This window comes from Siphonobacter sp. BAB-5405, assembly GCF_002872335.1.
Lineage (GTDB): Bacteria > Bacteroidota > Bacteroidia > Cytophagales > Spirosomataceae > Siphonobacter.
Genome location: NZ_NJAG01000013.1, coordinates 145,424 through 158,640, shown reverse-complemented (window position 1 = coordinate 158,640; position 13,217 = coordinate 145,424). Strand labels below are relative to the sequence as shown.

13 protein-coding genes are annotated in these 13,217 nt (G+C 46.9%); 3 read left to right on the top strand and 10 right to left on the bottom strand.

Features of this window, described 5'->3' with window-relative positions; genetic code table 11:
- Positions 1–47: 47 nt before the first annotated feature.
- Genes BWI97_RS12885 through BWI97_RS12875 form a run of 3 tightly spaced genes read right to left on the bottom strand, consistent with a single transcriptional unit; the run spans position 48 to position 2,499 of the window.
- Positions 48–815 carry a TolC family protein gene (locus BWI97_RS12885; protein WP_102201266.1) on the bottom strand — a complete coding sequence of 256 codons (768 nt, stop codon included), beginning with the start codon at positions 813–815 and terminating at the stop codon, positions 48–50.
- Between the two features lie 53 nt (positions 816–868).
- Complete coding sequence (locus tag BWI97_RS12880) at positions 869–2,047, bottom strand: sugar transferase (protein WP_094812080.1); 1,179 nt, start codon at positions 2,045–2,047, stop codon at positions 869–871.
- A gap of 50 nt (positions 2,048–2,097) precedes the next feature.
- Positions 2,098–2,499, bottom strand: a complete 402-nt coding sequence (locus BWI97_RS12875; protein ID WP_094812082.1) for a response regulator transcription factor — start codon at positions 2,497–2,499, stop codon at positions 2,098–2,100.
- A 686-nt stretch (positions 2,500–3,185) separates the two neighbouring features.
- On the opposite strand from BWI97_RS12875, the gene BWI97_RS12870 reads away from it, so the two are divergent.
- A complete protein-coding gene (locus BWI97_RS12870) occupies positions 3,186–4,409 on the top strand; it encodes a glycosyltransferase (protein ID WP_102201265.1) in 1,224 nt (407 codons plus the stop codon).
- Here the strand turns inward: BWI97_RS12870 and BWI97_RS12865 are convergent.
- The 6 genes from BWI97_RS12865 to BWI97_RS12840 form a co-directional block, all read right to left on the bottom strand.
- Entirely contained in the window at positions 4,406–5,029 is a 624-nt protein-coding gene (locus BWI97_RS12865; protein WP_102201264.1) for a DapH/DapD/GlmU-related protein, read from the bottom strand. The two genes, BWI97_RS12870 and BWI97_RS12865, sit on opposite strands and share 4 nt — an antisense overlap.
- A gap of 20 nt (positions 5,030–5,049) precedes the next feature.
- Positions 5,050–5,820, bottom strand: coding sequence for a glycosyltransferase (locus BWI97_RS12860; protein ID WP_102201263.1), 771 nt, complete (start codon positions 5,818–5,820; stop codon positions 5,050–5,052).
- 12 nt (positions 5,821–5,832) lie between these two features.
- Positions 5,833–6,630: a glycosyltransferase gene (locus BWI97_RS12855; RefSeq protein WP_094812088.1), complete on the bottom strand. Its 798-nt coding sequence runs from the start codon at positions 6,628–6,630 to the stop codon at positions 5,833–5,835.
- 43 nt (positions 6,631–6,673) lie between these two features.
- Complete coding sequence (locus tag BWI97_RS12850) at positions 6,674–7,804, bottom strand: acyltransferase (protein ID WP_094812090.1); 1,131 nt, start codon at positions 7,802–7,804, stop codon at positions 6,674–6,676.
- Positions 7,805–7,834: 30 nt separating this feature from the next.
- Positions 7,835–9,274, bottom strand: a complete 1,440-nt coding sequence (locus BWI97_RS12845) for an MOP flippase family protein (RefSeq protein ID WP_102201262.1) — start codon at positions 9,272–9,274, stop codon at positions 7,835–7,837.
- Positions 9,275–9,598: 324 nt separating this feature from the next.
- Positions 9,599–11,329 carry a hypothetical protein gene (locus tag BWI97_RS12840; RefSeq protein ID WP_102201261.1) on the bottom strand — a complete coding sequence of 577 codons (1,731 nt, stop codon included), beginning with the start codon at positions 11,327–11,329 and terminating at the stop codon, positions 9,599–9,601.
- Positions 11,330–11,431: 102 nt separating this feature from the next.
- On the opposite strand from BWI97_RS12840, the gene upp reads away from it, so the two are divergent.
- Positions 11,432–12,076 (top strand): uracil phosphoribosyltransferase, encoded by a 645-nt coding sequence (gene upp, locus BWI97_RS12835; RefSeq protein WP_094812096.1) that lies wholly within the window; start codon positions 11,432–11,434, stop codon positions 12,074–12,076.
- 6 nt (positions 12,077–12,082) lie between these two features.
- Positions 12,083–12,535, top strand: coding sequence for a hypothetical protein (locus tag BWI97_RS12830; protein WP_102201260.1), 453 nt, complete (start codon positions 12,083–12,085; stop codon positions 12,533–12,535).
- 164 nt (positions 12,536–12,699) lie between these two features.
- Here BWI97_RS12830 and BWI97_RS12825 read toward each other — a convergent pair whose 3' ends face one another.
- Positions 12,700–13,197 carry a GAF domain-containing protein gene (locus BWI97_RS12825; RefSeq protein ID WP_094812100.1) on the bottom strand — a complete coding sequence of 166 codons (498 nt, stop codon included), beginning with the start codon at positions 13,195–13,197 and terminating at the stop codon, positions 12,700–12,702.
- Positions 13,198–13,217: the final 20 nt, after the last annotated feature.

The window sequence follows — 13,217 nt, the reverse complement described above, 5'->3', positions numbered from 1 at the left end:
CGATTGCGTGAAGCTTAACCTAATAGAGTAGGCCAAGGGTAAGATGGTTATTGATCCAGCTTGATGTTTTCAAGCTTTTCCCCCACTAATTCCTCCAGTTTGCTTTTAGAGATGAGCACCTCGCTTTCAGCAATAATCTTTTGCTGATTATTGTCTGAATACATTACCAATACGTTGTTGTAATTTTCAAGGGTTTGTTCACCTTTTTCAAATTTATATTTTATGTCCTTGAGCATGCTTTCAATATCCAATTGCAATTCATGCTTCACCCGTAAAATAGCCAGCCGCTGGATGTAGGCAAAATAGCGTTGCTTAACGTCTGCTTCCAGATTAAGTTCAAAGGCTTGCTGCTCATATTCCGCTACCCTTTTCTCGCCCCGGGCCTGTTTTAAAAGTGGCGTTTTTTGCAGGATAGATCCCACATTAAGTAGTAGTCCAATCTGATAGTTATTCAGCCAATTCGGATTCACTACCGTAGGCACAGGAGAGACTGGATTGGTAATGTAAGTGGTGGTATTGGCCGGGCTATACAGATAGGATACAGACAAGGCGTCGAAGTAGGCTACTTTTGCTCTTCTGATCCCTATGTCCGCAATTCCGATGCGTTCTTTGTAGGCCTTACTACGCGGGTAGTTCGTTCTGGCTACTTCGATTAATTTCTCCAGATAAGGGTAAGAAACATCCTGCAGCATCGACTGAGTTCCCTCCTGAGCCTGTACCGAAAGAGTACCGGCTCCGAGAATGCATGCCAGCAATACGAGCTTCGGCAAGAGGCTACCTGCATACGGGCAAATGAGAAAAAAAAACGCTTTCATTCGAACTGTTTATGAGCTTTGGGAAGGACGATTCCTACGCTGGGGAAGTACCCTTAGACGTTTTCGGACTGAACTAGAGCTGGGAAAGTTTTCAGAATGATTTTGACATCCATCCAGAACGAATAGTTTTTAGCATACTCAATGTCGAGCTGCATCCGCTCTTCCTCCGACATGTCTTGCTTGCCTTTTCCGCGTTTGGTTACCTGCCAGAGGCCAGTCAGTCCGGCGGGCCCGGCAAAACGTTGAATGTATTGATCGGAGGTCAGCTTTTCTGCTTCGTAAAGGGGCAGGGGACGATTGCCTACCAGCGACATGTCACCCCGGAAGATGTTAATCAGTTGGGGGAGTTCATCGATACTGGTATTTCGCAAAAACCGGCCAATTCGCGTAATCCGGGGATCGTTGCCAAACTTCATGAAAGCAGCTTTATTATGCTTACGCTGAAGATACACCTTCTCGCAAACCTGCTCATTATCCAGGTACAACATACGCTGGCAGGAGTTCTTTCCACTATATACGCACTCTGCACACAAGGCAAGCTGCTCTTTTTCAGGAGCTTCTTCTGCTTTGTTGTACATGTTAAAGGCGGCCATATCCTTGACGAGCTTGTCAGCATCGGTACGCATGGTTCGGAACTTGAGCAGGTCGAATACCTTATAGCCACCACCCACGCGTTTGGAACGATAAATGATGGGACCTTTCGAATCGAAGCGAATCAGAAGGGCTACCACTAAAAGCAGGGGCGAAAGAATGAGCAAAGCCAGGCCCGTTGTAGTGACGTCGATGAGGCGTTTCCACCAGGTTACGCGTACACGAAAACGGGGCATACGCGTGGGCTGGAGGGCGAGAAGCTGATTTTTTCGAACGAAGTAATGCAGGCGGGCCAGTAAGTCACCGCGACTAAAGTCTTTCGGGTACAGGTCGTTACCACCCGCCTGAAGCACTTCCTGTTTATAGGTGTCGTTCAGGGTAGGGACGGTTACGATAACCGGTAGGGAATTCAACCAGGGAATGGAGCGAAGCTGCTGCAGGAACCAGATGGCCTGAGCTTCGTAACTTATAATCACGGCATCAGCCGGATAGTGATCTTTGAGCGTTAGTAATGCCTCTTCCGCAGAAGTAAGCTGCCATATATTCAATGGTTCAGCAAACTCTTGCTTGAAGGTTTCACTGGCATTACTATCATTTTCTACGTACAGGATACGTAAAGGTGGGTGGGTAACAACAGACATGGCGGTGCCTCATTACGACATGAAAACTTACTTCGCACACTAAAAACAAATTATTTGTAAACCCGGCGGAGTACTGCTTTTACCTTAGCAATAATTTCCAGCGGATTAAAGGGCTTCGTCATGAAATCATCAGCACCTAATTCCAGGCACTGAATCCGATCATTACTTTCTTCACTTCCCGACAAAATAATAACCGGAATGTGACCAAATAGATTACTGCCTCGTAGTACTTTCAAAAATTCTTTGCCATTGAGGTGAGGCATATTCAAGTCGGCAATGACCAGATCTACCGGGCTACCCGTCTCAATGTAAGACATACCCGACATACCGTCGTCTTTAATAATGGTATCAAATTCCTTGTTGAGACATAACTGAAGTACTTTTCGAGTCATGGGTTCATCGTCAAGGATTAAAATAGTTGACTTTTCGATTGTTAAATTTGGCGGATTCATAAGGGACGATTATATATATTATCAAAAATCAAAACTTGTTGTCGGAACATCGAACGATTCAATAACTAGATACTAGTGTTATCCGTGAACGCTGAAAAAAAATTAAATTAATCCAGTAGTTACCAGCTTTCAGTTGCTTTTCATTCGATCGATCCGGTACGTTCTTAAACGACGGAAAAATGAAAAGAACCCGTTACTTAAAAAACCATTCTAGAATGGTCAATTTCTTCCTAAAGACGTAGCAACCAACGTCTATGATTAATTTTATAGAGGTTTTGATCGTAATTAACTATACACGAACAGATCGAAGAATAGAATAAATCAACGATGATGAAAAGTTTAAGTATAGCATACTTCTCTTGGCGGAATTAGTAAATACTCAAACATGCCCAAGGCATAGGTTATCATTTTTTAAAGATAAGTTAAGCTATCAGAATGGGCAAAAATTGCTTAATTTATTTTTTTGTAAGTCATTTATAGTGACCTTCATAAGACTGAAGTTATAAAATAATAAGTATTTGTACTTATGTCTGTTAAGTGTTATTTAAGTGCCAAACGTTCTCAATTAGTCAACAAGTAAGAAGTAAAAAAGTGCGGCTTATGGAAAGAAAAATAGTATCTTGTAAAGAATTATAGATGCTCCGTACCGCCGCTATACCGCAACATCTGTTCCACTATTACGCTTCATGAACGCAATCGACCGTACTTCCGCCAAACAGTTCGATAGTATCATTTGTGTCAGCCAGACGCCCTGGCAAGGGAAGTTTCAAAATTCAGCCGTTCAGCTACTGACGGTACTCTCGGAACGCTACCGTATCCTATACGTAGACTATCCCTATACCGTGAAAGATCTCGTGGCTGGCCTGCGGGGCAAACGTCAGGTACCGGTAAAAGCCCTGACTCGGGTAGAAAATCCATTAACGAAACTTTCGCTGGGACCGAATCGGAGCGTCCACGTATGGACGCCGCCGGTATTATTCCCCATCAACTGGATGTCGGCGGCTCAGCATGATACCTTTCTGCCCCTCAATACGGGTCGGCTGATCAAAGGCCTGCGGCGGGTGATGCAGCAATTGAATATGCAAAAGCCACTGGTAATCAATGCTTTTAATCCAGTATTAGGCTTGCCTCTGGTAGGCCAGCTTCAGGAATTTGCGACCATTTACTACTGCTTCGACGAAATATCCGCCGAGGCCTGGATGGGTAAACACGGAACGCGTTACGAACAGGAATTTATGAAACGGGTAGATGCGGTCATTACCACTTCGGAAGCCCTATACCGAATGAAGTCCCAGACACAGCCGCATACGTTCTGCGTGAAAAACGGGGCTAATTTCGATTTATTTAACCAGGCTTACGCACTACGCCAGCAACAATCCGGCAATCGGGCCATTGTAGGTTACCTGGGCACGGCCGACAATCGGATTGACACGCAGGTAGTAGGATATTGTGCCCGTACAATGCCGGAAGTGGAATTCCAGTTTGTGGGACTAGTGGTTGATCCACGGATACAGGAAGAATTGTCCGTTTATCCAAACGTCCGGTTCATCCCTTCCCTTCCGCCCGCTGAACTACCGCCGATTCTGGCTCAGTGGAAAGCAGCCATGATTCCTTTCGTGTGTAACGAACATACCTACACGATCTATCCGCTAAAAATCAATGAGTATCTGGCGGCGGGATTACCGGTGGTGTCCACACCCTTTTCGATTCTGGATGATTTCGAAAATGCCATCGCTATTGCCGCAACCCCTGAAGCCTTCCAGGAAAGCCTCGTGAAACGCATGGCCGAGGACACACCCGAAAAACAGCGGCAGCAGGTCACACTGGCTCAGGCTAATTCCTGGGAACGGCGAGCGGAAGAATTTGAAGCCGTATTCGATCAGGTGCAGGCCGTTAAAAATCCGGTTTAGGCCTTCGGTGCCCGGACCCACTGCTGGGTAGCGGCGTCGTATTGCTTGAGAAGTCGGGCCGGATTGCCGCCTACTACCGAATACGGGGGTACATTTTTGGTTACGACGCTACCACCAGCCACGACCGAATGGCGACCAATGGTTACGCCAGCCGTAATGACGGCATTAGCCCCAATCCAGCATTCGTCTTCAATTACAATCGGAGCCGTCGTGACGGGCTGTCGGTGGATGGGCGTATGCACGTCTTCATACACGTGATTCAGTCCGGATACCGTAACGTGCTGAGCCATAATGACATCCGAGCCAATGTGTACGGGGCCAATGACCACGGAAGAAATTCCGATTGTACAATGATCCCCAATGAATACGTCGCCCACGCCATTATTGATCACGCAATACGACTCAATCACGCTTTTAGACCCCAGGGTAAACTGTTTAAAGGGAAGTACGTCCATCCGGGCTGATGAACGAATCACTGCCGAACGATGCTTTCGGTGTACAAAAGGATTCACAAACCAGCTTACCCAACGTCGGGGCCGGGCTTCATCTTTGGGAATGAGCAGCCAGTGGACCAACTTCTTCAGGCCTGGATTGGAATCAATGTATTGCTTGAATGCCATAGGTGGGGTACGCAGAAAGTCTACGTTCGCATGAAATGAATATCGTAATTGTATTTAATCTGTCGGTACAGGTCCCGTACCAGCCCAATCAGCTTGTTGCTGCTTTCCGTTAATGAACTTCGGGTCATGGTACTGGGTTCGGCGGCTGAATTGCGTTGCGTAAACAGCGACTGATAATCGTTGTAAAACAGTCCTTTACCTCCCTTTTGTAAAAACGAGATGCACATCCGGTATTCCATCCGATCGCCCTTGATGCCTTCGGCGTAGCGACCAAATTTCTGTAGAAACGTACTCCGACGCAGGTGAGGATGGTCACTGTAGGCGTAAATTTTCGTGTAATCCATACCAAAGGGGGGCAGGTATATCTCTGAAAAATTGTACGCATAGGGCCGCAGGTACGGATAGGGGATGTACGCGTAAAAACGGATATAATCCAGGTTTTTATTCGCATCCATTAGCTCCAGAGCGTGCGTAAAGTGCAGGGGAAAATCCGGACTGGGTTCAAAGTCTTCCTGCACATACAGCGTCAAGGGCGTTTTTACGGCGTCCTGTCCTTTGTTGATATTGTTCCCAAGGCCCCGGTTCTGGGGCGTCGTAATGAGCTGAAAATGAAAAGTTTGCTGAAGTTCCCGAAGCCTTTGCAGGTGTTCGGGCTTACTGCCGTCGTCTGAAACGACAATATCGCCAAACTGGCAACCGATTTGCTGATAGCTGGTCAGCAAGTGCTCCAGCGAACTGCTTCGGTTGTAATGCGTAACCAGCAATGTAACGTCGGGGAAGGAATAATTCATTCGCGTAGAGGGTCAAGAGTCCTGGCGTTGGTAGGTGAGTAGCTGAACGGTGTTCTTGAAAAACCGGTATTTTAAATAGCCCCATCGCAGCAGTCGCACCCAGGGCGTAGGGCTCTGCTTCCAGTCGGCCCGGAACGTTGCCGTACTGGGTTCACTCGCCGAATTCGCCTGGTCAAATAGCGTGGTGAAAGCATTAAAGAACAGGCCTTTTCCCCCGTGTTTAATGAACGACAGGCACATCTGAAACTCGGCCTGATCACTGTTGGTGCCTTCCGTATAACGGCCAAATTTCTGAAAAAAGGTACTCCGACGCAGGTGCGGATGATCACTGTAGTAGTAAAATTTCAGGTGATCCATATTCCAGAACTCTCCTTTGAACACCATTTCCGAAAAGCCCTTATCGTAGGGTTTGAGGTAGGGGTACGGGAAGTAGGCATACAGCCGGGCAATGTCCAGGCTGCCGTTCTGTTGCATCAGATGCAGGGCATCCTGAAAATGTTCGGCAAACGCCGGTTTCGGAACAAAATCTTCCTGCACGTACAGCGTGTACGGTTGGTGGACCGCATCCTGTCCCTTGTTGATATTATTCGCTAATCCTTTATTTACGGGCGTCGTAATCAGATCGAAGGCATACGAGCGTTGCAGGGCTTCCAGTACCTGCCGATGCTCGGGTTTGCTGCCATCATCGGAAACGACAATCTGACCAAACGAACAGTTCAAATCCTCAAACGCCTGCAATAATCGTTGCAGCGACTGGCTACGGTTGTAGTGTGTAATCAATAGCGTAACCTCGGCAAAATGAGTACCCATAAATCGGAAGGTAAAAACGGCGGTAAAACAGAAAACTTCCTTGTTAGTGCTGATTCGGAAGGGCTCCTTTGCGGGAACCTCGCAGGGAATCCAACCACTTGTAATCCTTGAATTTCATTTCTACGTGATGGTACGTCCAGCGGGCAAAAATGAAAATGAGGGCGTAATTGAGAATGAATAAATAGCTATAATCTTCTTTCTGAAAGTGTAAAATCCGGATAAAGAAGATGTTGAAAATACTCAGGGTAAAGGGATGAGTCAGGTAAATGGAATAACTGTACAATCCTACCTTGTGTAAAAAGGGGATGCGTTTCAGAAATTTGGAAATGAAACCCTTTTCAAACGAGAAAATCAGAATCGGAATGAAGAAAATGAGATCATAAACAACGCCTATTTCCTTTAAATACGCCCCGAAATAAATGGCTAGAAAGATCAGGACGACCGAAACGAATTCAGCCAGACTAAACCAGCTGTCTTTGAGGGTATGCCAGAGCGGATACACTTCCAGGAAAATACAGAAACAGACAGCCCCCGTAAAAAAGCCGATAAGTCCCCGCAGAAACCCGTAATCGTATCCGTAATTCATCCGGAAAGAGCCGGTCACTGCGTACAGAATCGCAACGACGAGTACAATAATCAGAGCGTATACTTCCTTCTTCCAGCGGATCAGCTTAACCTGAGCAATGAAGAGCATACAAACGCCAAAGAAAAAGTAGGAAATCATCTCGGCACTAATCGACCAGCTGGGAATATTCCAGCTCAAATCCTTAACCCCGAACAGCTTGACCGAGTTGAGCAGAAAGAGGGAAGTAAAGAAGGTAACGACGTTGTTGTTCTCATTATCCAACTGGTTGATCTGTACGTAGGAAGTCATGTATTTCTTCGTTACTTCCATAATAAGGAAGATGGCCAGCATGAATAAATGCAGCGGATAAATGCGAAGAATACGCTTGCTGAAGTACAGCGAAAAATCCTGCGTAGTGGCAATGGCCTGGTATCGGTAGGTGATGACGAACCCGCTCAACACAAAGAAAAAATCAACGAAAACATCAGCGTTATCGATAAATTGATTGTTCAGTATGGGCGTGTCAGCCGACAGGGCCATGTGAAACAAAACCACGAGAGAGGCAAAAATACCCCTGAAAATATCCAGTACATCGAATCGGTGTTTCATCGTTTAGGTCAGCTTAGAATTCGACTTGGGCTAGGAAACGCTTCGTCTAAACGCTATAATTTCTTTGAGCGTAATCTTGTATTTGAAAGTGAGTAACAGATAAATACTGCCACCGATGAGGATTTGAGCAAGCGTGTGAAATAGGCCACTGTTGCCTACGTACTGTTTATACGCCAGAATAACCAGAATCATCAGCGTACAGAAAAGTACGGGTTTGATGAAGTTGGCGAAGAAATCACGGATAAAATCACCGACTAAATGCTGAACGATAAAGAAGTTCAGAATCAGGTTGATAAACGTACTGAGCAGGAAAGCCGTAGCAATGCCGTATACCTGCCAACGGGTACCCAATACGTAAAGCAACGGGACTTTCACCAGCAGCGTAACCAAATTCAGATAGAAAAGCAGATTGGGTTTTCCTTTCGTGAACGCCAGCGTAAACAAGGGATTGGAAAGGCAGTAGAATATACTGACGAATACGAAAATCTTGATGAGGGGAATGGTCTCTTCCCAACCCGGACCGTACATCAGCGGTACGACACTGTCAGCCGTAATATAGAGTCCCGCCAGCAAAGGAATATTGAGGTAGCTAACCAGGTCTAAAATGCTCAGATAGGCTTTCTTTAGCTCCGAATCACTTTCCTTCATTTTAGCCAGAATCGGGTAGGCCACCTGTAAAATAATAGGACTGAGTTTGGTAATGGGGAAGATCGCCAGTTGTGAGGCAATCGTGTAATAACCCAGGGCTTTAACGCCCAGTAAACCACCCACAATAATGTTATCGGAATTACCCTGTACAAAGCCCAGTAAGCCATCACCCACGTTATATACGCCAAACTTCAGGTGCTCTTTGATGGCGTTAAAATTCAGGTAAAGCCTGGGCGTAAACAGATGGCGACCCAGGATGATTTGCAGGGAAGTACGAATAACGTGGGTAGCCAGTTGTCCGTAAATCAGGGAGAGTTCTTCGTAATGATTATACGCTAAAGCAATCGTGATGGCCGTACCCGCAACGGTGGCAATGATCTCCATGAGGGCGATCGTCTTGAACTTCAGTTCTTTTTGTAGCAGAAACAGATAAATCTGACCAAAATAAATAATGAGGAAGTAGATCGACGCCAGCTTGATTACGTAGTCGAGTTTGGGCTCCTTATAGTAGGCCACGACCAGCGGAGCACTCAGGTACGCAATGCAGAAGATGGTGAGTCCCAGTAATAAGCTGGTGAAATAAATGCTGGATAGTATGTTACGGTCGTTCTCCTGTTTATAGATAATGGAATTGGAAAAGCCGAGGTTACTGAAGATGTAAAATAAGTTGATAAGCAATGCACTGACACTCACTACCCCAAATACCGAGGGATCTAGAATTCTGGCCAGGATGGTTACCTGTAAGAATTGAAAGACCGTTGAAATAACCGTGGATAAGGTTATCCATTTGCCCCCATCTACTGCACTTTTTTTCGTACTCATGTAGCTGTAATAAATGAATTGGGACGATTCCCAAAAGCTGTTAAGGGTGGACTAGAATAGATAGCGAATAAAAGACACCGCCGCACATAGCGTGGCCTGCTTTCATTACGCGTTGATATAGGGATTTGGGGTAGAGCAGGAAACAGGAACCATCAAGGAAGATGGACCAGGGAAAGGCAGGGGCTGAAGCCAGCCCATCGCATAGGAAAATATTCCGGAGCTTACAAAGGCGGAAAAATTCGCTGAACCAGCAGTGCACTTCCAAGTCATAATCTTGATGGCGGTCAGATTAATAGGCTTTAAATACAGTAAAAATAACGGAAATTAAAAAGCCAGCAAACGCTGTGGCGAATTAATTCGGATGGAAAGCGATGAAAAAACTGTGCTACGGTCAAATTGGGAAAGAGCGGATTTCTGATCACGGAATACCTGACGGAAGTCGATAAAGACATTGTGCCGGAACTGGTACGAAGCTACGAGTTCGCCGTAAAAAAGATTGGTTCCTACGCCCTGGCCAATAAAGTTACCGTATTCACGTCCGGCGGGGCGGTCGGCTTCGTTGTAGTTGAGCAGGGGGTTACTTCCATAATTGCGACCGGGCAGATCGAGTCCGTAGTTGGCACCCAGAACAACCGCCGTTACGTTCAGGCGAGGCAGCGGCTGGTACCGGATGGTGCCGACTACTTCCTGAAAGTTGGCTCCCATGGGATGGGCCATGGCCTGATTGTAATGAACGTAATTGGTTTTGTTGGACACGTGCTGGAAGGTATACGGGCGGGCCCCGTTCCATTCGACCTGTAAATCAAGGTTATCGACGTTAAAGGCGTTGATGTATTTTGCTCCTAGCTGGTAGCCGAATTTATTTCCCCACCAGCCCCGGGCTTTGCGTACTTCCTGGAAATTGAATTCGTCGAGATTGAGCTGTCCGTAGGTCTGAAATTGCCTTAGGAAAGTCCAGCGGACATCCATACCCACCATGGTGTTGTCGGCACTAAACTTCTGGGCTTCAATGGCCCGATAAAAAATGACGGGATTGAGATAGCTCAAATCGAAGTAGCCCTGCGATTTATCGCGGCTGTGAATGATCGACTCGAAAAGACCGATGTTTACGTTATCACCAATATTCAGACCCAGGCGATGATAAGCCATGTATTTTTTGGTAGGCAGAGCACCATACGCCGGGATACTATCCTGCTGGTTACTGATTTCGCTGAATAAGTTGACGTATTGAAACGGTCCGATTTTGGTGGTAAGCTTCAAAAAGAGGTAGGGACCGCTGTTATCCGACAGGATCATCGAACGAAAGCCATTGCCAATAAAAACCTTATCGTGACCAAACTGAAGATTAATCTGCTTGATAGGATCAAAGGTGATGTAGCCGCGGGCCGTGAAAAAATCGGTAGCCGTTTCCGGCGTAACGGTCACGCCGTCGGAGTTAGTCGTACTGCGGAAAATTTTATAGGCGGCTTCGTTAGGAACGGCTTTAAAGAAATTGATCCGATCCTGATAGTAACCCGGCAGACGCATCTGCGTGTCGGTCACGTACGTGTAGAAACCCAGCTTTTTACCAATCGAACCCCGAATTTCAAGCCCCCGCGTGTTGATGTAAGAGTAGGGCGAGGCATCTTTCCCAACACCCAGCAAACCATACAAAACGGGATTAATGTGTAGTTCAACGTCGTCGTTGGAGACGCTGTACATATCATTCTTCTTGTGGTAGAAGTACTGCCAGAAGGGTTCTTTGCTATTGGCCGTTTGCTCGGGCTTCTTACTCCATTCCCAGCTATCTTCCCGGAGATACTTGATATTGAAGCGGTCGACATCCGATAAATCAGCACATTCATCGCAGGAAAGGCTGTCGATCAACTGGATGATATTTTTACGCAGGTACGGCTTTACTGTACTTTGGTAACCCGGAGCGTGTTTACCGCTTTTGATTTCATACCGATCGATGAGGTGGTAATAATCCGAATTAAGTGGGGCGTATACGCTTTGACTCCACGCAACCGCAGCCTGTAACCACAAAAGAGAAAAGAATAGGGTAAATCTTGGCATAGGAGAAAGACGCGTACCCTCGGGTTTAACGTTTTATTACTTACTTTGTAAACAGCCAAAAGGCCCTGCAAATTACAAAAGGATTCTGAAATTCATTTTTACATGTTTGTCCTGACCGAGCAATCTTCCATAGCCAACCATTTCATAGCCGAACTTCGAGACGTTCGTATTCAGAAAGATCCCCTGCGATTTCGGCGGAATCTGGAACGGCTCGGGGAGATTCTGGCCTACGAGATTTCCAAAACGCTTACCTATACTAAAACGGAGGTAGAGACCCCGCTCGGAACGAGTAAGACCTTTCTCATGGCTCAGCAGCCCGTGCTAGCGGCGGTTTTGCGGGCCAGTCTGCCTTTCCATCAGGGCTTTCTCAATGCCTTCGATGGAGCCCAGAATGCCTTTATTGGAGCATACCGGGGGCTTCACGCCGAAGGGGAAGAGTTTACCGTCGAACTGGAATATATCTCCTGTCCTGATTTAACCGGCAAAACGCTCATCATTGTAGACCCCATGCTGGCTACTGGAAAGTCGCTGGAAATTTCGTACCGATCCCTGTTACGGTACGGCATTCCGGCCCGTACGCACATTGCGGCAGCCATTGCAGCTCCCGAGGGAATCAAATATCTCCAGGAGCGTATGCCCGAGTGTCGTTTGTGGGTCGGGGACATCGACGAACGATTGAATCATAATTATTACATCATTCCCGGTCTTGGCGATGCCGGTGATTTGGCCTTTGGTGAAAAGCTGTAGTAGGTCATGACACTGATTAGTAAGTATCTCTCCGTTGTACTGGCTTCCATGCTGAAGTTCGTCGGCGGACCATTGGCGGGTTTAGCCCTCCAGTTATCATTGCTGGAAACCATCCTCTGTACCGTCTGTGGCATGATGTTCAGCGTCTTCCTCTTTACCTTTCTGGGCCAGTGGCTTCGGTTGGTTTGGGAAGACTTACGTAAAACCAAGCGGAAGCGTTTTAGCAAAAGCACGCGGCGGGCCGTACGAATTTATCGAAAATTCGGTATTGCCGGTATTGCCTGTCTGACACCCTTACTGTTTACGCCCATTGGCGGTACCCTGCTGGCGGTATCCTTTAAGGCATCGCCGTTGCGTATTCTGAGCTGGATGCTGGTATTCGCCGTACTCTGGGCCGTGGTGTTTAGCTGGGCGTTTTACAATCTGTCTTCCTTGCAGGACTGGTTTATCAAAAAGTAAGGTAGTAGTAAATCTTTAGCCCGGTAGTAAATAAAAAACAGGAAAGCCCTTCAAGTCTGGATCCTCCCAGGCGAAGGGCTTTCCTGTTATAAGCACGAATACGACTCAGGATTAACTGAAAACGGTAATACTTTATTGAAAACGGAAAACCGTCAACGGCAAACTCAGTAATTCGTGCGGGCCAGTTTTTCAATGATTCGCATTACCTGCTCAAGTCCCTGACGATCTTCTTCGTGGAAATCGTCGAGCTGATCACTATCCACGTCCAGTACCAGAAAAACCTCCTGGTTGACATCGAAAGCGGGCAGAACAATCTCCGAACGGGCCGCCGACGAACAGGCAATATGTCCCGGGAAGGCGTCCACATCGGGAACCAGAACCGTTTGCTGCGTGGTATAGGCATGTCCACAAACGCCCTTGTTGAAGTCAATCCGCGTACAGGCGATGGGCCCCTGAAAAGGTCCCAGAACGAGTTGATTATTTTTCCGCAGATAAAAGCCAACCCAGAAAAAATCAAAGGTTTGTTTCAGGGCGGCCGCAATGTTGGCCAGATTGGCTACAAAGTCGTCTTCGCCCTGCACAAGGGCTTCAATCTGGGGTACCAGACTTTCGTAGAGTTCCTGACGGGAAGTGGTTTCGGGAATGAATAAGTTTTCGGCCATACTAACGATACGTGTTTCTT

Excerpts from the sequence above, each read along its gene's own strand:
- BWI97_RS12855 (WP_094812088.1), bottom strand. The coding sequence starts at position 6,630 with ATGGGTACTCATTTTGCCGAGGTTACGCTATTGATTACACACTACAAC.
- BWI97_RS12860 (WP_102201263.1), bottom strand. The coding sequence starts at position 5,820 with ATGAATTATTCCTTCCCCGACGTTACATTGCTGGTTACGCATTACAAC.
- BWI97_RS12885 (WP_102201266.1), bottom strand. The coding sequence starts at position 815 with ATGAAAGCGTTTTTTTTTCTCATTTGCCCGTATGCAGGTAGCCTCTTG.
- BWI97_RS12825 (WP_094812100.1), bottom strand. The coding sequence starts at position 13,197 with ATGGCCGAAAACTTATTCATTCCCGAAACCACTTCCCGTCAGGAACTC.
- BWI97_RS12865 (WP_102201264.1), bottom strand. The coding sequence starts at position 5,029 with ATGGCATTCAAGCAATACATTGATTCCAATCCAGGCCTGAAGAAGTTG.
- BWI97_RS12850 (WP_094812090.1), bottom strand. The coding sequence starts at position 7,804 with ATGAAACACCGATTCGATGTACTGGATATTTTCAGGGGTATTTTTGCC.
- BWI97_RS12875 (WP_094812082.1), bottom strand. The coding sequence starts at position 2,499 with ATGAATCCGCCAAATTTAACAATCGAAAAGTCAACTATTTTAATCCTT.
- BWI97_RS12840 (WP_102201261.1), bottom strand. The coding sequence starts at position 11,329 with ATGCCAAGATTTACCCTATTCTTTTCTCTTTTGTGGTTACAGGCTGCG.
- BWI97_RS12845 (WP_102201262.1), bottom strand. The coding sequence starts at position 9,274 with ATGAGTACGAAAAAAAGTGCAGTAGATGGGGGCAAATGGATAACCTTA.
- upp (WP_094812096.1), top strand. The coding sequence starts at position 11,432 with ATGTTTGTCCTGACCGAGCAATCTTCCATAGCCAACCATTTCATAGCC.
- BWI97_RS12880 (WP_094812080.1), bottom strand. The coding sequence starts at position 2,047 with ATGTCTGTTGTTACCCACCCACCTTTACGTATCCTGTACGTAGAAAAT.
- BWI97_RS12830 (WP_102201260.1), top strand. The coding sequence starts at position 12,083 with ATGACACTGATTAGTAAGTATCTCTCCGTTGTACTGGCTTCCATGCTG.
- BWI97_RS12870 (WP_102201265.1), top strand. The coding sequence starts at position 3,186 with ATGAACGCAATCGACCGTACTTCCGCCAAACAGTTCGATAGTATCATT.